The organism is Treponema sp. Marseille-Q4523 (assembly GCF_016901105.1).
GTDB lineage: Bacteria > Spirochaetota > Spirochaetia > Treponematales > Treponemataceae > Treponema_D.
Map to the genome: position 1 here is coordinate 23,834 of NZ_JAFEVM010000018.1, position 17,663 is coordinate 41,496.

General features: G+C 48.5%; 13 protein-coding genes and 1 pseudogene. 5 read left to right on the top strand and 9 right to left on the bottom strand.

Going from position 1 to position 17,663, the window contains the following annotated elements:
• Positions 1-137: 137 nt before the first annotated feature.
• From JSQ97_RS07170 to dnaA, 8 genes are all read right to left on the bottom strand, one after another.
• Positions 138-1,706 (bottom strand): phytoene desaturase family protein, encoded by a 1,569-nt coding sequence (locus tag JSQ97_RS07170; RefSeq protein WP_205075426.1) that lies wholly within the window; start codon positions 1,704-1,706, stop codon positions 138-140.
• 15 nt (positions 1,707-1,721) lie between these two features.
• Positions 1,722-2,813: a dTDP-glucose 4,6-dehydratase gene (rfbB, locus tag JSQ97_RS07175; RefSeq protein WP_205075427.1), complete on the bottom strand. Its 1,092-nt coding sequence runs from the start codon at positions 2,811-2,813 to the stop codon at positions 1,722-1,724.
• Entirely contained in the window at positions 2,798-3,397 is a 600-nt protein-coding gene (gene rfbC / locus JSQ97_RS07180; RefSeq protein ID WP_205075428.1) for a dTDP-4-dehydrorhamnose 3,5-epimerase, read from the bottom strand. The genes rfbB and rfbC overlap by 16 nt, the downstream gene beginning before the upstream one ends.
• Before the next feature lie 104 nt (positions 3,398-3,501).
• On the bottom strand, positions 3,502-4,374 hold the full coding sequence (rfbA, locus tag JSQ97_RS07185) for a glucose-1-phosphate thymidylyltransferase RfbA (protein WP_205075429.1): 873 nt from the start codon (positions 4,372-4,374) through the stop codon (positions 3,502-3,504).
• A gap of 117 nt (positions 4,375-4,491) precedes the next feature.
• Complete coding sequence (locus JSQ97_RS07190) at positions 4,492-5,025, bottom strand: DciA family protein (protein WP_205075430.1); 534 nt, start codon at positions 5,023-5,025, stop codon at positions 4,492-4,494.
• Positions 5,026-5,042: 17 nt separating this feature from the next.
• Positions 5,043-6,206: a DNA replication/repair protein RecF gene (gene recF, locus JSQ97_RS07195; protein WP_205075431.1), complete on the bottom strand. Its 1,164-nt coding sequence runs from the start codon at positions 6,204-6,206 to the stop codon at positions 5,043-5,045.
• Entirely contained in the window at positions 6,206-7,309 is a 1,104-nt protein-coding gene (dnaN, locus tag JSQ97_RS07200; protein WP_205075432.1) for a DNA polymerase III subunit beta, read from the bottom strand. Before dnaN ends, recF begins: the two co-directional genes overlap by 1 nt.
• A gap of 274 nt (positions 7,310-7,583) precedes the next feature.
• Positions 7,584-8,984, bottom strand: a complete 1,401-nt coding sequence (dnaA, locus tag JSQ97_RS07205) for a chromosomal replication initiator protein DnaA (protein ID WP_205075433.1) — start codon at positions 8,982-8,984, stop codon at positions 7,584-7,586.
• 401 nt (positions 8,985-9,385) lie between these two features.
• Between dnaA and msrB the strand changes: the two genes are divergently transcribed.
• Positions 9,386-10,465: a peptide-methionine (R)-S-oxide reductase MsrB gene (gene msrB / locus JSQ97_RS07210; protein WP_205075434.1), complete on the top strand. Its 1,080-nt coding sequence runs from the start codon at positions 9,386-9,388 to the stop codon at positions 10,463-10,465.
• Between the two features lie 242 nt (positions 10,466-10,707).
• Here msrB and JSQ97_RS07215 read toward each other — a convergent pair whose 3' ends face one another.
• Positions 10,708-11,574, bottom strand: coding sequence for an Rpn family recombination-promoting nuclease/putative transposase (locus tag JSQ97_RS07215; protein ID WP_205075435.1), 867 nt, complete (start codon positions 11,572-11,574; stop codon positions 10,708-10,710).
• A gap of 467 nt (positions 11,575-12,041) precedes the next feature.
• On the opposite strand from JSQ97_RS07215, the gene JSQ97_RS07220 reads away from it, so the two are divergent.
• The 4 genes and pseudogenes from JSQ97_RS07220 to gyrB all read left to right on the top strand — a co-directional run bounded on the left by JSQ97_RS07220 (position 12,042) and on the right by gyrB (position 17,625).
• Positions 12,042-12,908 carry an Rpn family recombination-promoting nuclease/putative transposase gene (locus JSQ97_RS07220; protein WP_205075436.1) on the top strand — a complete coding sequence of 289 codons (867 nt, stop codon included), beginning with the start codon at positions 12,042-12,044 and terminating at the stop codon, positions 12,906-12,908.
• Between the two features lie 273 nt (positions 12,909-13,181).
• Positions 13,182-14,768 (top strand): InlB B-repeat-containing protein, encoded by a 1,587-nt coding sequence (locus tag JSQ97_RS07225; protein ID WP_239447019.1) that lies wholly within the window; start codon positions 13,182-13,184, stop codon positions 14,766-14,768.
• A gap of 292 nt (positions 14,769-15,060) precedes the next feature.
• Positions 15,061-15,282 (top strand): annotated as a pseudogene (locus JSQ97_RS07230) (hypothetical protein); the annotation flags it as partial.
• A 423-nt stretch (positions 15,283-15,705) separates the two neighbouring features.
• Positions 15,706-17,625: a DNA topoisomerase (ATP-hydrolyzing) subunit B gene (gyrB, locus tag JSQ97_RS07235; RefSeq protein ID WP_205075437.1), complete on the top strand. Its 1,920-nt coding sequence runs from the start codon at positions 15,706-15,708 to the stop codon at positions 17,623-17,625.
• Positions 17,626-17,663 lie beyond the last annotated feature (38 nt).

Here is a 17,663-nt window from a genome sequence, read left to right on the forward strand (position 1 = left end):
TCTCAATTCTCGGCGGTTATTATAAAACATCATATCGATTTGTTCAATTCGCACTATGCCGCATATCGCATCCCGTTCGTGCAAATCACTGTCGAGTTCAAAAAATATATCGCCCGCTTTTTCAATCGTGCGTTTTTTCAATCGTGCGCGATAAACTCGGTTCGCGTATCTTTGCAAATTGTCTGCGCCGCGCGTCTGCCCGCCCATCCTGCGATTATAAGACCTCCGGGCATCATCGAACGCTCGCTTGCAAAGTAAAGACCCCGTACCGTCTTCGATTTCGCAGGCAATATGAACATCGGATCTCCGGGCTTCCATACGCTCATCCAACTGCCTTCAAAACTCGCAGTATAACGCTCGTAGGTCAAAGGGGTAGCCATATCGGTCACTTCGATCATGTCCTTCGTTTCGGGAAAACGGCTTTCGATTATTTTAATAAATTTATCGATGATTTCTTTTTTGCATTGTCCGTAAGTGCCGTCGGCTTTCCTCGCTTTCCACCAATCGTAACTTCCGCCGAGCAAAAGGCAGGTGAGCGCCGTACAGCCTTCGGGCGCATGGTTTGCATAGCCCGCGTAATTGTTCAGGCGGATTTCCGTAAAGCGCAGACCCGCCGCTTCCAACGGCTCATCGAGAAGAAGTACGGGACCGGACGGATAATTCGACAAGTCGGCTTTTATACCGAGCGCAATAAACATATTCTGTTCCGTTGTAACGATTTTGCGCATCCGTTTCGCCCATCGCTCTTCAAGCGGTTTTGCAAAAAGCGAATCGACTGCGCGTCTCGTATCGAAAGCCGCAATGACAAAATCTGATTTAATAATTTTCGTTTCCGGCTTTTGCTCCGTGCATTCGTTCCCGTCAGCTGCACCGGACGATACATGGAGTGCCGTAAGCGCATTTGCCCGTCCGATTTCAACGCCTGCTGCCCGCCGCCCATCCGTTACGACGCGCATTACTTTTGTGCGGTATACGATTTTTCCGCCGAGCGAAATGAAAGTGTCGGCTATGTTTTGTGCAAGACGCAGCGAACCGCCTTTCGGGTATCCGCAGTCGCCCGAAGCGAAAGATGCAAGCGTATATACAAACGACAGCGCATTGAACCTCGTGCCGATAACGGCATGGAACAAAGCGTGCAGTTTTTTATTTTTAAAACGGGAAAGATAATCCTCGTACGATACGTTTTTCAGATAAAGTGCGGGAATGGCTGCGGGCGCCATGGGAAGCAGTTCGTGCAAAGTCGGAATCACAGGCGATTTCGTTTTTATCCACGGTATGTCGCGCAATACGAAGTGCACGGGCAAAAACGTTTTAATATCGCGGCACAGTGCTTCGATCGCTTTGCGGTCTTCGGGCGCGGCATCGATGCATTCCTTTCGCAACTTATCGATATCGCGGTAAAGACGTATACACGTTTTTCCGTCGATAAGCGTGTACAGCGGCTCCCGATAACGAACGGGATTGTTTTCTTTGAGTGCGCCGACTTCTTTCCACATGCGGTTGAGTACGAGTTTTTCGGACGAACCGGTAAGCCAGTGCATACCCCCTTCGAAAAAATATCCTTTGCGCGACCAGCTCGTCGAAAGACCTCCGGGGATCGTATGCTGCTCATAAATCGTTACGTCGAATCCCGACCGCTGCAGATAAACGGCCGCCGAAAGTCCTGCGATACCCGCGCCGATGATAATAACGGATCCCTTCCCCATCCTATATATTTTTCCTCAGCGCTTCGCGTAATTTTCCGCGATCCACGTTTTGTATTCGCCGGAAAGGATGTGATCGACCCAATCTCCATGGGATAGATACCACAACACCGTACGGCGAAGCCCTTCGTCGAACGAAACTTTGCGCTGCCAGCCGAGTTCGGTTTTGATTTTCGTGCAGTCGATCGCGTAGCGGAGATCGTGTCCGGGGCGGTCTTTTACGTGGACGATCGTCTTTTCAACGTCGGCAACATCTTTATGCAGTTCGCCCGCCGTAAGCTCGATAAGTTTTCGCAGCAGTTCGATATTTTGCAGTTCGTTTTCTCCGCCGATATTGTATTTTTGTCCGGCCTCGCCTTTTTGCAAAATGAGGTACACCGCGCGGTTATGATCTTCGACGTAAATCCAATCGCGCACGTTCGTACCCTCGCCGTATACCGGAAGCGCCTTTCCGTCTCGGATGTTCGCGATCATGAGAGGGATGAGTTTTTCGGGAAACTGATAGGGTCCGTAGTTGTTCGAGCAGTTCGAAAGCGTAAGCGGCAAACCGTACGTGTGGCTGTATGCCGACGCGATGTGATCGCTCGACGCTTTGCTCGCCGAATACGGTGAGCGCGGATCATAGGGCGTCGTTTCGGAAAAAGCCCCCGTCGCTCCGAGCGAACCGTACACTTCGTCGGTGCTTATGTGGTGAAAGAGCACGTCTTCGCGCATCGAACCGTCCGGCTTTTGCCAAAAATTGCGTGCGGCGTCGAGCAGCGTAAACGTTCCCATGACGTTCGTTTTTATAAAGGTTTCCGGCCCCAAAATGGAACGATCGACGTGGCTTTCCGCCGCAAAGTGCACGATCGTGTCGATATCGTACTGTTTTAAAATACGCTCGATTTCCGCCCTGTCGCAGATGTCGGCTTTTTCAAAAAAATAGCGTGACGAACCGTAGGCAGCTTCAATGTCGGAAAGGCTTTCAAGGTTGCCCGCATAGGAGAGACAATCGACATTGACGACGCGCCCTGCAAAACCGCTTTCGTTCCCGAGCAAAAAGCGGATAAAATTACAGCCGATAAAACCGGCGCCGCCGGTGACCATGATATTCGTTAATTTCCGAGCCATATACCGTCCTTTGAAAAATAGCGTGTATCTTTATCGAATGAGGGATGTTTTTTATCCTTTTCCGAAAGGAGCGGCGTCACGCCGGGAGCCGCACGCTCCCAATCGATCCCGATCGCCGCATCGTTCCACATGATGCCGCCTTCACCTGCGGGGTCGTAAAAGTCGGTGCATTTATACGCAAACACCGCGTCATCGCTCAGCACATAAAATCCGTGTGCGAAGCCTTTCGGAATGTAAAATTGATTTTGCTTGTCGCCGTCGAGTATCACTCCGTAATATTTTCCGAAAGTCGGAGAGTCGTTTCGTAAATCGACAGCGACATCGTACACGCTGCCCGATATGACGCGCACGAGTTTTCCCTGCGGATGTTTCGTCTGAAAATGCAAACCGCGCAAAACGCCCTTTGTCGAGCGCGACTGATTGTCCTGCACGAAGCGCGCATCGATCCCCGCGGCGGCAAAATCGCGCTCGCTGTACGATTCGAAAAAATAGCCGCGCGCATCGCCGAACACTTTCGGCACTATTTCAAACAACCCTTCAATAGAAATTCCGTCAATCGAGCATTGCTTAAACGCAAACGGCACCGCACACTCCAAAATTAATAATTAATAATTCGTATCGCATGAGGCGCATGTCCTCAAAAATACGTATATATTTTTAATCTCCCGCACCGTTCGTAGAGACCTCATCACAAGCTTGCGATGTATTCGAGGTATCGGCCGTAATCCGTTTTATAGCCGCCGGCAAGTTTTAATAAATCATCCCGCGAGATCCAGCCGTTCCGGTATGCGATCTCTTCGATGCACGACACGTACAAACCCTGCCGCTTTTCGATCGTCGCAATGAAATTGCCCGCTTCGAGCAAATCGTTGTATGTGCCGGTATCGAGCCACGCCATGCCGCGTCCGAGCAGTTCGACCGACAGAGCGGAGCGTTCGAGATACACATTGTTTACCGACGTGATTTCGATTTCTCCGCGCGCCGAAGGTTTTACGTTCGATGCGATATCGACGACGTTGTTATCGTAAAAATACAAACCCGGAACGGCGTAATTGCTTTTCGGATGAGCGGGCTTTTCTTCGATACCGATCGCCTTACCGTCTTTATCGAATTCGACGACGCCGTACGCGCTCGGATCTTTGACATAGTAACCGAAAATGACAGCTCCTCCCTTTGTGTCGACGCGTTCGACCGCGTTTGAAAGGCTGCGCGAAAAACCCTGTCCGTAAAACACATTGTCGCCGAGTACCAGCGCGACCGTATCGTTTTTAATAAAATCCTTTCCGACGATAAAGGCGTCGGCAAGCCCGCGCGGTTTATCCTGCACCGCGTAGTCGAAACGCATACCGAGCCGCTCTCCGCTCCCGAACAGCTCTTCGAAAACCGGCAGATCGCGCGGCGTTGAAATTATTAAAACTTCGCGTATTTTCGAAAGCATGAGCGCCGACAGCGGGTAATAAATCATCGGTTTATCGTACAGCGGCAAAATCTGCTTTGAAACCGCTTTCGTAATCGGATAGAGGCGCGTGCCCGACCCGCCTGCAAGAATGATGCCTTTCATAATAAAAATATATCACAAGAAAAGCAGATACGCAACGACGGTATTTTTTGACAGTATCGATCGCGTGATAAATGAGCGAGTTTGCAATGCAAACGGTTTACGCGTTAAGTTTACGTGCTATGTTTGTGTTTTCGCGGCTTTTTCTATGCTCACCTTCAGCGCATCAAGTTTTGCCTGCAATTCGGGAGAAAGAGGCTGACCTTTACGTGCGCCCTTTTTATCCGGCTCGCCGTAATGCATTTTATAACGCTTTTCCATTTTCCGCCGCTCTTCGGCGACCTGTTCGTCGTAGCTTTTGCCGCAGAGTTCCGCGCCGCTTCCTTTCAGTTTAAACGACAGCGTCGTTATGCCGAGTTCCGGCACAGCTCGCTGCAAGCCTGTCAAAATAAATTTCGAATAAATCTGCAAAATCTGGATCCAGCCCGGATGATCGGCTTCAACAAGTAAAACGCCTTTTTCAAACTGTACGGGATTCGTATGAGTGCAAAGCTGCTCGCCGTAATCGCGGCCGGAAGAATGCACTTTCGACACGACGCGCTTCCACGTGTCGATGAGTTTTCCGCTTTCCTCGAGCGTCTTTTTGTCGAGGTTCGAAAATACGCTCGTTATCATATCAGCTGCGGAAACGATATTTTGTTCACCGTTATTCATATACGCTCCCGACGATTTTATTCGCGCGGCCGATTCGATACTTCATTGCTCTGCGGAGAGCTTGTTGATCCCTCTTCCCGCATCTCGTGCCATTCCCCGTTTTCGATACCGAAAATGCGCGTCGTCGAACGTTTATAGCGTTCGTACGGCTCGCCCGGCAAAAATGTACAAAAAAGCTGATCGTAATCTGGCAAAATCGCCGTCATTTTTTGCCGCTTGTCGGGATCGAGTTCGAGCATGACGTCGTCCATCAAAAAAACCGGCTTTATTCCGGTGACCCTCGTATAATAGACGGCTTGTGCTGCCCGAAGTAAAAGCGCCGTAAGCCGCTGCTGTCCCGTCGATGCCGTCGGTATAAATTGATTTCCTCCGCGCATAAAAAGAATTCGATCGCGGTGAGGTCCGCTCATCGTCGTCTCCATCATTTTGTCGCGGTCGCGTCTTTCCGAAAGCCGCTCCCGTATTTCTTCCGGCAAGGGAAAGCGAGTACCCGCTCCGTCCGGCATCTCTTTCCACGACGGCACGTAGACGATGTGTACACCGTCTATACCCGCGACGGCTTCGTATAATTTTTCAAAAATCTGATCGAATTGAAAGACCGCCGTTTTGCGTTTTTTTTGCACTTCGAGTCCGCACTGTGCAAGCTGCGTATCGTAGACGTCGAGCATTTCGTACGAACGATCTTTTAACAATTGATTGCGGTTTTTCAAAATCTTTTTATAATTGCGCAGATCATCGATGTACAGCGTATCGAACATCGTCAGCGACTGATCGAGAAAAAAACGGCGATGCTCGGGTCCTCCGGTCGCAAAGCGCATATCGTCGTGACAAAAGAGCACGCACGGGATCGTGTTTATCAATTCCTTTCGATCCTGAACTTTCTTACCGTTTTTTTCGATTCGTTTGACACCGTCCGCACAGCGTATGTCGATTTTTTGAACATTGCCGCTTTCCTGTTTGTAGAGCGCGTGAAGCGCAAAGGCTGCTTCTCCCGTTTTTACGATTTGCGAATCGGTATACGTGCGGAACGAAGAACCGTACGCGGAATAATACAGCGCTTCGAGGATATTCGTTTTCCCCTGCCCGTTCGTACCGACAAAATAGATTTCCTTTCCGGAAAAATCGATCCTGCCGTTTTTCAAATTGCGAAAATTGTCGACTGCTAGCGATAAAAAGGGCATCAGTTGAGATTCATCGGCATGATGATGTGGAAATAATCGGCTGCCGGTTCGGCTCTCATCGTGATCGCTTTCATAGGTTCGGTAAATTCAAAAACGATATCTTCCGTACCGATCGCTTTGATAGGCTCTGCAACATAGAGATAGTTGAGCGCAATCGTCACTTCTTCGCCGTCATATCTGCACGGGATCTCTTCGACCGCCGTTCCCAAATCGGTTTCAGGTGAAATGAGCGTCAGCGTTCCCGGCGATACTTTGAACAAAAGCCGGCTCACTTTTTTGTCGATGAGGATCGTCGTGCGCCTCAGTGCCGAATCCAAATCGTTTTTATTAACTTGGAAAGAAAACTTTTGTTTTTCGGGAATGACTTTTTGATAATTCGGAAACTGTCCTTCGAGAAGCGCGGACGAAAATTCGTAATTGCCGAATCTTACATAAATCAATTTATCGACGACGGCAACCGAAACGTTTCCTTCATCGCTCGCATGCTTTAAAATACAGCTCAATATTTTTATCGGAACGATAGCCGACGGAAAATCTTTTATACCTTGTGCGATCGATTTTGCCGAATATGAAAGACGTCGGCCGTCGGTCGAAACCATAACCAATTCGTCATCTTTTTTAGTAAAGAAAACGCCCGTCATAAAATAGCGATTCACGTCTTCCGAAACGGCGAATATCGTCTGCGAAATCATCGCTTTCAAATCTTTTGCCGCGACGTCGAAAAAGGGTACATCCTGTGCCTCATTGACCGAAGGAAATTTATCGCTTGCGATGCTCTTCAGTTGAAATTTTATTTTTTTGGCAACAGGCGTAATCGTTATTTTTACATCTTCCTGTTTGAACTCGATTTCACCCTGCGGAGAAGACGCGAGGATACTCATAAACTTGTCACAGTACACCGTCGTCGATCCTTCTTCCTGCACATCGACCGGAATTTTTGTTAAAAAACCGACCGACGAATCGGTCGCCTTTATCGTAAGCGTATTGTTTTCCGCGCTGAAAAAGATATTCGATAAAATCGAAATCGCGCTTTTATTCGTAATGATTTCCTGAGCGACGGCGATTTCTTTGATCATCGCATCTCTGTCAAAAGAAAATTTCATAGTAAGCTCCTGTATCGATTATCACAAAATTATTGTTTTTTTTGCAATAAGTCGTTTTTATTAACACAATGTCGCTTCTTAAATTTATAATATATATATATAAATTTAGTCATAATAATAGTAAGGTCGGGCAAATTGTGGAAATCTCACGTATTTAATTGTATAATCGGGATTTACGCCGTATATAACTTGCTGCCCTCTGTCCACATATTATACACTTTTCCACATTGTATACCTTTTTTTGTGTTTTTTCCACAACATTATAGCACATTATTCACTTTTTGTAATCTTTGATTTCCCTCATCAAAAGTTGAATTCTTGCTTCCAGCGACGAATCGATTTTTATCTCCGACGAGATTTTATCGTATGAATGCATGACCGTCGAATGATCACGCCCGCCGAATTCGTTACCGACTTCCGTAAACGAATATTCGGTGAGCTCGCGTGCGATGTACATGGCTATTTGTCGCGGGATCACGTATTTTTGATCGCGCTTTTTGCTTTTCAAATCCGCGACTGAAATCGTATACAGATCGGCGACGACTTTTTGGATCGTTTCGATGGAAATCGTTCCGGCCGACGGACTCGAAAAAATATCGCGCAGCTGCTGTTGCGCCACTTCGATCGTAACCGGTTTTTGAATCAATTCCGCATAGCCCGTCATCTTCGTCAAAGCCGACTCCAAATCGCGCACGTTCGTTTCGATATTTTTTGCGATATAGTCGATGACGTCTTCGGGAATTTGTTTATCGAGCAATTTCAATTTATTTAATAAAATCGCACGCCGCGTTTCATACGACGGCAATTTTAAATCGATGCTGAATCCGTTCGACAAGCGGCTTTGCAGACGTTCGTTAAATACTTTCAGCTCTTTAACCGGACGGTCGCACGTAAATACGAGCTGCGAATTTTTATCGCGAAGCGCATTGAACGTGTAAAACAATTCTTCCTGTACTTTTTCCTTTCCCTGCAAAAAGTGAATATCGTCTATGAGCAGCACGTCGAGGTTTCTGTATTTTGATTTGAATTTATCCATCGCTTTTGCTTTCAAGCCGATCGACCAGATGAATTCGTTCGCAAACGATTCCGCCGAAATATAGCAGATTTTCAATTTTTCATCTCGATGAAAAAGATAATTTCCGATTGACTGCATGAGATGCGTTTTTCCGAGCCCGACACCGCCGTAAAGCAAAAGCGGATTGAACTTTTTTCCCGGATATTTTGCCGCTGCAAGCGCCGCATTGTATGCAAAGCTGTTGTCTTCTCCGGGTATAAAGGTTTCAAATGTAAAAGCTTCGTTCAGCTGCGGATGTTTTTTTTGAGATGCCGGAGAAGCGGTTTTTTCGTCGTTCTTTTTTTGCGGAGCGGTATTTTGTGCAGTTCCTTTTTCGGCAATATTTTCATTGCTTACGATGTGCTGCAGCTTGATATTTTTTTGACCCGTCAGCGATTCTATTTTTTTTGCAATTTTATCGATATTGCCTTTTTTGAGCATCGTCTGCCACAAAAATTCGGACGGAACTGACACGGTTATCGTATTGTCGGTATCTTCAATATATTGCATATTGAACCAGAGCTTGAATTCCGTTTCCTGCTGAGGACCTGCATTTTTATATTCTTCGTGAATTTGATCCATCGCATAGAACCAAACTTCGCGATAGTTATTATTGGGCATAGAAATCAATTATAAACGAAAGTTCTCATATCTGTCAATTTTTAAAACGCATTAGAATAACCGCACCGGAAAGTGTGTTCTCTAAAAAATGGCATATAATGTAAAAATTGGCTACACTCCCGGCAGCAGCCCTGCCGTTTGCGCGGGGAACTTCGCGCTTCGCGCTCGTTGCAAGTGCCGCGGCAGACCGTAATAAGAATCGGACTGCACAAACTTTTTTATCAAAAAAGTTTGCTTGCCATCGGTCTGAGCGGCTCGGCGGCAGTTCCGCTGCCTCGCGTTCCGCCTTTTTTGTTTCATTTATAAGCTTGTTTTCCGTGTACACATTTTTGCTACGGTTACTCTGTCGACTGTAACTATTATTCCATGTTATTATTTATAAAATAGATTGAGGTATAAATATGAAACGATTACAATGTATTAAAACGATTGTCGCATTTTTATGTGCCTTTGTATTGTGTGCGTCTTGTGCAAAATCGCAGGAACGAACTGTTTTGAAAAATGCTCAAAACAATGTAACATTAGGCGGTAAAACGATGAAACACGAAAAAGAAATCTACCTTGCAGGCGGCTGTTTTTGGGGCGTCGAAGCCTATTTCGAACGGCTTCCCGGCGTCGTGCTCACCGAAACGGGATACGCAAACGGAAAAACCGACAAAACTTCGTATTACGAATTATCCGAAACCGATCACGCGGAAACCGTCCGCATCGTCTACGATCCTACGACGATTACGCTGGAAGAATTACTTGCGCATTATTTCAGGATCATCGATCCGACTTCCGTCAATCGGCAGGGAAACGACAGAGGCCGCCAATACCGCACCGGCATTTACTATACCGATGCTGCGGACGAAAAAGACGTGCAGGCATTTTTGGATTTTATGCAAAAAAAATATTCCGAACCGCTCGCTATTGAAACGGGAGCGTTAAAAAATTTTATCCGCGCCGAAGACTATCATCAAAAATATCTCGATAAAAATCCCGGCGGCTATTGCCACATCGATTTGCACCTCGCGGAAAAACCGCTGTACGATGAAAGCCGTTTTGCAGTACCGACAAAAGACGCGCTCAAAAAAAAGCTTTCTCCGCTGCAATACGACGTAACGCAGCGACAAGCGACCGAACGCCCCTATACGAGCGAATACGACGCTTTCGATGAAAAAGGGATCTACGTCGACGTCGTAACGGGAAAGCCGCTTTTTTCTTCAACCGACAAATACGACGCAGGCTGCGGTTGGCCGAGTTTTACGAAACCCATAACGACCGATGCCGTCGGCTACGAAAAAGACACGAGTCTCGGCATGCTGCGCACTGAAGTGCATTCCCGAACGGGGGACTCTCATTTGGGACACGTGTTCGACGACGGGCCGGAAGATGCGGGCGGACTTCGTTACTGCATAAACGGAGCTTCTCTCAAGTTTATCCCCTATGCCGACATGGAAAAAGAAGGCTACGGTGACTACATACCCTATGTAAAATAAAAACGTCGCAAGTTTTTAATCGGACGGAGCCGGTCGGAAGAACCCGCCCTTCGCGGCTCACTCACGCTCGGCCTCCTCACTCGCCTGCGCTCGCTCCGGTGGCTGCCTGCGGCACCGCTCCGGCCGGGTGTAGGTTTTTATACTTCATCTTTTCGAATGCGACAAAAGGTATACAAGCCGACTGCGATTCCTTATGAGGACATAAAGCGCGGCGTTTATGTACGCTTTGTGATAGGAGACACTCACAAATTTTCGATTTCCGCTTCCGAGAGGCCGGTCATAAGGCGAATCTCAGAGAGCGGGTACTTGCGTTCAGCCATCAGCTTCGCCGTTTCCCGTGCTTTTTGATAAGCTCCCGCGGCAATACCGTCGCGTTGACCTTGTAAGAGTCCGTCTCTTCTGCCTTTGCGTATTCCCCGCTCAAAGCCGATCTTTTCACCCAGCTGTGAACCCTCTCTTAGTAAATCATCTTTCCAAATATTCAACGACATATACCAGCTCCTGAACTTTTCGTTCCGTTTCGCTTTTTCGACAAGCTCATCGATCCGCTGTGTAAAACCGCTCGTCGCCCGCCTCTCGCAAAGATACTCCAACAATGCGCTCAATTCAGGTTCATCTTCTTTACCGTAGGCACCCACATTATAAAACACCTTAACGCTTTTGTCATCAAGAAAAAGAGTGCCGTCCTCACTGCACACGCTGCGGAATGTATACACAGGTAAGCTTTTGCCGAAGGGATCCTGCGTACAGATAAAGATGACGTAGCTTTCTTTTAATTCGGCATAATTATGTCCGCGCAGGAGGTTATCGACATCCATAAGACTTTGATAATAGCGCGTGCGTTTGGGAAGAGAAGGTGGAATCGATGTTTGTATTTCGATATCGAAGACACGCTCCGAGTCGGAAACGTAGACGTCGAGGCGTATGCCCTTGCTTTCGTAAAACGGAGTGATCGTTTTTTGCAGAGAGGGATATTCGATTTTACCGACTTTGATATGCAAAAGGCGCTCTAATACACCCTTACATATAACTTTATTCTTCATGACCGTGCCGAACATAAAGTCATCGGTAAAGGAGAGTTCGTCGACGGGTTTATGGGTATATTCCATAGCTGCACCTTCGATTGTTGAGATAGTGCGGCAAGGAAAGCCGCTGACCTATATATCGCCCGTAAATTAACAAATTACGCGGTTTTTATGAAAATAACCGTAACTGCCCCGAACGGCGGTTCCGTAGCGCCTTCTCCAAAATTGCTTCAAAAAACTCCGAAATCGCAACATTTCTGCGATATATATTTAGTGAAGTATTATCAGGATAACCGCACCGAAAATTGTATTCCTAAAAAATAGCGTATAACATAAAAAATCGGCTGCACTCCCGGCAGCAGCCCTGCCGTCCGCCGCGGCAGACCGTAATCGGAATCGGACTGCGCAATCTCTTTTTACAAAGAGATTGCTTGCCATCGGTCTGAGCGGCTCGGCGGCAGTTCCGCTGCCTCGCGTTCCGCCTTTTTTATGTAAGTATACGCTTCTTTTCTAAGTACCCATTTCCGGTGCGGTTATCCCGGAGGTATTTTATGGCAAAGTATAATCGTCGGTATAAAGATTCCGTCTTTGTCGACTTCTTCGGCGAAGACAAAAACGCAAAGGCGAACTTTCTCGCTCTTTACAACGCATTGCATAGGACAGAGCTTGATACATCGACGGAACTCGAACCGCTGCGGCTCGAACAGGTCATGTATATGGCTTTCCGCAACGATGTCGCCTGCCTCGTCGACGGAAAAATCATCGTATTGGTTGAGCACCAATCGACTGTCAACGCGAACATGCCGTTGCGCTTTTTACAGTACGCAGCCCGTCTCTACGAACGTATCCAAAACCCTCGCGACCGTTATCTGAGACGTCTGAAAAAGATTCCGACGCCCGAATTTTACGTGTTCTATAACGGAGAAGAAGATTACTCTGAAAAAGCAACGCTCCGACTTTCCGATGCCTTTATGACGATGCCCGAAAAATCCTCTCTCGAAGTCGTTGTCAGCGTGACGAATATCAATTATAATAAGGGGAGTGAAATCTTACATACGTGTAAACCGCTGAAAGAATACACGCTGTTCGTAGATGCCGTACGAAGACACACGAAGCTCGACAGCGAAAACGGCTTTCAGAACGCGATCAAAGAGTGCATACAAAACGACATCTTACGGGAATACTTACAGCGGAAGTCAAAGGAGGTGATGAACATGTTAATTGCCGAATACGATTACGATGTGGACGTTGCCGTACAACGGGAAGAAGCGTTACAAGAAGGCGAAGCGAAAGGCCTTTCCGAAGGCTTACATCAAAAAGCGCTTGAAACGGCAAAAACCATGCTTGCTATGCACTATCCGCTTGAAGACATTTGCAAGATTACCGGTCTCACCGAAGTGGAAATCGAACAACTGTAAGATGAGCCGTCTCGCGCGGCAACAATTCGTCACATCTCCGATTCGGCGCGCTCGCCCTGAATTAATAATTAATAAAAGTTGTGAAAAGCGATTAAATATGTTATAATAATCATAAGATAGTGGAAGTGTTCGACATCGGAAGTCGTGCATCCTGCAAAAGTTTTCAGAGGAGGTTTATGATGAGTGTAAACAAGATGAACCCTGTACATCTGTATAGGGGGGGGGGAGCTCGGTAAAGCCCTTTTAAAAAAAGTACCGATAGCGGCCGGCGTTTTGCTTTTTGCCGCAGCGCTCGTTTTTACAGGCTGCTCGAACGGCAGCGATTCGGGAGGCAGCACGCCGCCCCTGCCCAAACACGCCGTAACGTTCAGCGTAGAAGGCGGCAACGGCACGATCAAAGCGGAAGTTGACGGCCGCGAAATCCACACGGGCGATACGGTGGAGCAGGGCAAAATCGTCGAGTTTACCGCAACACCGGACAATCCCGCAACGCACAACGTTGACTTTTGGACGGTAAGTCCGGGTCCCTTTGAAGAAGGAACCGGAGTAAGCGAGAGCACGAGCGCAAAGATAAAAGTAGTGCAGCCGGCAACCGTAACGGTAAAGTTTAAGCTTACAAGCGCGCCGCCGACTATGTGCACGGTCAGCTTCGGTGTAAGCGGCACGGGCGGCACGCTCAAAGCCGAAGTTGAGGGCGTCGAAATCATCTCGCCTGCGCAAGTGGAAAAAAGCAAAACCGTTGTCTTTAACGCAGAGGCCGCTCTCGGCTACGCGGTGGAAAAATGGACGAACGGCGGCAGCGACATCGCGGGAGAAACAAATGCAACGTACAGCCATACTGTAACGGCGGATGCAAACATCGCCGTGCACTTTAAAACCGCCCCCGTCGACGTGTACGTAAGCGGAAGAAGCGACGACAGAGCCTATGTGTGGATAAACGGCATAACTACGGAACTCAGAGCGGACGCACCCGGCCCCACTGTCAAGGTATATCCGCATGCGGTGCGTTCCCGGGGAAAGGACGTATACATTGCAGGTGAGGAAGTTGACAGCGGCGTTGCCAGTCCGCGCGTGTGGAAAAAAGACGGCGGCCCGCACTGGATCGGCATGAACAGCTACACTTATGCGTATGACATCGCCTTTTATAACGGAAAGACATTCGTTGCAGGCTATACGTATGACGGCACCGATAAAGGTCCAAGCATTACCGACATCAGCGACACAGGCAACCCTGCCGTAACCTTTTTATACAAACAAACCGACGCGGTAAACAGATCGAGAGCTGAAGCTTTGTGTACCGGAAGCGGCAAACTGTATGCGGCGGGTTTTAAAGAGGACAAGATTACCTACAAAACCACCATCTTTTTATGGACAAAGCCCGATGCGGGCACGGTGAGCGAACTGCCATTGGGACTGACAGGCCAGGAGACTCCTCTCGGTATGACGTACGGCCTGTGCACGGCGGGCCCTTCGGTCTATGTTGCCGCAGGAAACCTGTGGAAAGTAGACGGCACGACCGTTACCCCGATTACCGTTTCCGGAGCCAAAGGGGTCTATGCCCTGTGCGTGTGTAACGGCGCCGTCTACGCTGCAGGACAGACTACGGACGGTAAAGCTGCCGTATGGAAAATCGAAGGGACAAATGCGTCGCTTCACAAAGAACTTTCAACCGTTTACAGCGCTTCTCTTGCACTGTGCGCCGGCCGCGATGACCTGTATGCCGCAGGTTTTTATGAGGATACCGACAACAAGTACAAGCCTGTGTGGTGGCACATTGCAGCAGACCTTAGCGTTACCGAACACAAACTCGGCACCGAAAAAGGCGAAGCGCGCGGCATTTGCGTTACGGCGCAGGAATAAGGGGTGATAATTGAACACCGCCCAAACCTCCGGTTTGGGGATTCCAAAGGAGTATCCCCTTTAGCAGTGCGAGGAAGAAGGATGGGGTTATAGGGGCAGGGAGAAACCCCTGCCCTGAACGGGGGTGTCGCCCTGTCCCTATTTGATTACAAATTAACAATTGAATCGGTCGCTCTCAAGCCTGACAAAGCTCCGGCTTGGGGCGGTTTTTTTTATGAATGAGCCAAAATGTCTCGAGTTCGGCACTTCGTCCGTTGCCGGTTTTATACGCCATTTTCGTTTATCCGCTAAGCTCAAGAACGAACAGGCGCGGCAGGAATACCGCTTTATGTCGGGGTTTGAAATGGATGCCCGGGAAGAGGACATACAGCAGGGAATACAACAAGGTCTTTCCGACGGTTCCCGTCAAAAAGCTCTTGAAACGGCGAAGATACTGAAACAGCTCGGCGATTCCGTTCAAAAGATAATGCAAGCTACCGGCCTTTCCAAAGAAGAGGTGGAAGCGATTAATTAATTGGTAATTGGTTTCGATAATTACAAATTAAAATAATCGGCCGCTCTCAAGAAAGAAGCGTATAATAAAATAAAAAAGGCGAAACGCGAGGCATAGGAGACACTCACAAATCCTGCGCACTGCTCGGATTTGCTCTTTTAAGTCTGGAGTCGAAAAACGGGCAAGCCGTTTTTCTGTTATCCGTGCGGAGGCTTTCATACTTCATCCGTTCGGATGTAATAAAAAGTATGAAAGCCGACTGCAATTCCTTATAAGGACACAAAGCGCGACGTTTATGCGCGCTTTGTGATAGGAGACACTCGCGATTTCTCCGCACTGCTCGAAATCGCTCGTTCTTTACTTTTTTCCCTTTTTTTGCTATAGTGAAGTATCAATTTTTTCTATAATATATACAAATATACTGAAAATCATCAAAGGTAAAGCATGAGTCAATCACCGGAACATTATTCAGCGGGCAGCATTCAAGTTTTAAAAGGTCTCGAAGCGGTGCGCAAACGGCCGGGTATGTATATCGGTTCGACCGGTCCGCAGGGGCTTCATCATCTCGTATATGAAGTCGTAGACAACAGTATCGACGAAGCGATGGCGGGTTTTTGTGACCGGATCATCGTTGCCCTCGAAAAAGACGATATCGTACGCGTCGAAGACAACGGGCGCGGTATTCCCGTCGGTATGCACCCGACGGAGCACGTGAGCGCACTGGAACTCGTTTTAACGCGTCTGCACGCCGGCGGCAAATTCGACAAAGGCGCATACAAAGTTTCCGGCGGTCTTCACGGCGTCGGCGTCAGCTGCGTCAACGCGCTTTCCTCATGGATGGAAGCGACGATCGATTCCGACGGCAAACGCTGGTTTCAGCGGTACGAAATCGGTGTACCCAAGACGAAAGTGCAGGAAATCGGGCCGATCGACCGCCATGGCACGCAGATACGCTGGAAAGCCGACAAAACGATTTTTACCGAAACGACGACATACGATTTCGACGTCCTTGCAAAGCGCCTGCGCGAACTCGCGTTTTTGAACAGCGGCATTACGATCGTATTCCGCGACGAGCGGCTCGAAACGCCGAAAGAGGTCGTCTTTAAATTCGACGGCGGCATCCGCCAATTCGTAAACTATCTCAACGAAGGGAAAAACGTCATTCCGGCGGAACCGGCGTTTATCGAAGGCGAAGACAACGGCATTATGACCGAACTCGCGCTCCAATACAACGACGGCTATAACGAAACGATTTACACTTACGTCAACGATATCAATACGGTCGAAGGCGGAACACACCTCGACGGCTTTAAAATCGCGCTGACTTTCGTACTCAATAAATTTTTGGAAGCGAATCAAAAACTTTCCAAAAAGATGGACGAAAAGCTCACCGGCGAAGACGTCCGCGCGGGCATCACCGCCGTTTTGTCGCTTAAAGTGCCCGAACCGCAGTTTGAAGGGCAGACGAAAACGAAGCTCGGCAACAGTGAAGTGCGCACGATCGTCGATTCCCTCATCAAAGAAAAATTGACGCTCTTTTTCGAACAGCATCCGCAGGATTTGGAAAAGATCCTCGAAAAAGCGGTCGGTGAAGCGAGCGCGCGGATCGCGGCTCGGCGGGCAAAAGAAGCGACGAGGCGTAAAAGCGGTCTCGACAGTTTCGGTCTTCCGGGCAAACTTTCCGATTGTTCGTCGAAAGATCCCGCCGAATGCGAAGTGTACATCGTTGAGGGCGATTCTGCAGGCGGTTCGGCCAAAAAAGGCCGCGATTCGAAGCGGCAGGCCATCCTTCCGCTGTGGGGCAAAATGCTCAACGTCGAAAAGACGCGGATCGATAAAGTGATCAACAACGACAAACTCGAACCGGTTATCGCGTCTTTGGGCGCCGGGATCGGTAAAGATTTCGACATATCGAAGCTCCGCTATCACAAGATAATCATCATGGCCGATGCCGATGTCGACGGTTCGCATATCCGCACGCTGCTGTTGACGTTCTTTTTCCGCTATATGCCGCAGATCATCGAAGACGGTTATGTGTATCTTGCGATGCCGCCGCTGTACAAAGTGAGCTGGAATAAAAAAGAATGGTACGTATACGACGACAACGAAAAAGCCGAAGTTTTGAAGCAGCTCGGCGACAATGCGGCAAAGGCTTCCGTTCAGCGCTACAAAGGTCTCGGCGAAATGGACGGTACGCAGCTGTGGGAAACGACGATGGATCCCGCGAGGCGTAAAATGAAGCGCGTGACGATTCCCGATGTCGTCGCCGCCGACAAAATGTTCAGCGTGTGCATGGGAGAAGCGGTTGAACCGCGCCGCAAGTTTATCGAAGAAAACGCCGTTTACGCCAATTTGGACGTTTGACGTTTTGCGCTTGTTATCCGCCGGCTCGATCGCTCGCA

Excerpts from the sequence above, each read along its gene's own strand:
- gyrB (WP_205075437.1), top strand. The coding sequence starts at position 15,706 with ATGAGTCAATCACCGGAACATTATTCAGCGGGCAGCATTCAAGTTTTA.
- dnaN (WP_205075432.1), bottom strand. The coding sequence starts at position 7,309 with ATGAAATTTTCTTTTGACAGAGATGCGATGATCAAAGAAATCGCCGTC.
- recF (WP_205075431.1), bottom strand. The coding sequence starts at position 6,206 with ATGCCCTTTTTATCGCTAGCAGTCGACAATTTTCGCAATTTGAAAAAC.
- rfbB (WP_205075427.1), bottom strand. The coding sequence starts at position 2,813 with ATGGCTCGGAAATTAACGAATATCATGGTCACCGGCGGCGCCGGTTTT.
- JSQ97_RS07190 (WP_205075430.1), bottom strand. The coding sequence starts at position 5,025 with ATGAATAACGGTGAACAAAATATCGTTTCCGCAGCTGATATGATAACG.
- dnaA (WP_205075433.1), bottom strand. The coding sequence starts at position 8,984 with ATGCCCAATAATAACTATCGCGAAGTTTGGTTCTATGCGATGGATCAA.
- rfbA (WP_205075429.1), bottom strand. The coding sequence starts at position 4,374 with ATGAAAGGCATCATTCTTGCAGGCGGGTCGGGCACGCGCCTCTATCCG.
- msrB (WP_205075434.1), top strand. The coding sequence starts at position 9,386 with ATGAAACGATTACAATGTATTAAAACGATTGTCGCATTTTTATGTGCC.
- JSQ97_RS07170 (WP_205075426.1), bottom strand. The coding sequence starts at position 1,706 with ATGGGGAAGGGATCCGTTATTATCATCGGCGCGGGTATCGCAGGACTT.
- JSQ97_RS07215 (WP_205075435.1), bottom strand. The coding sequence starts at position 11,574 with ATGGAATATACCCATAAACCCGTCGACGAACTCTCCTTTACCGATGAC.
- JSQ97_RS07220 (WP_205075436.1), top strand. The coding sequence starts at position 12,042 with ATGGCAAAGTATAATCGTCGGTATAAAGATTCCGTCTTTGTCGACTTC.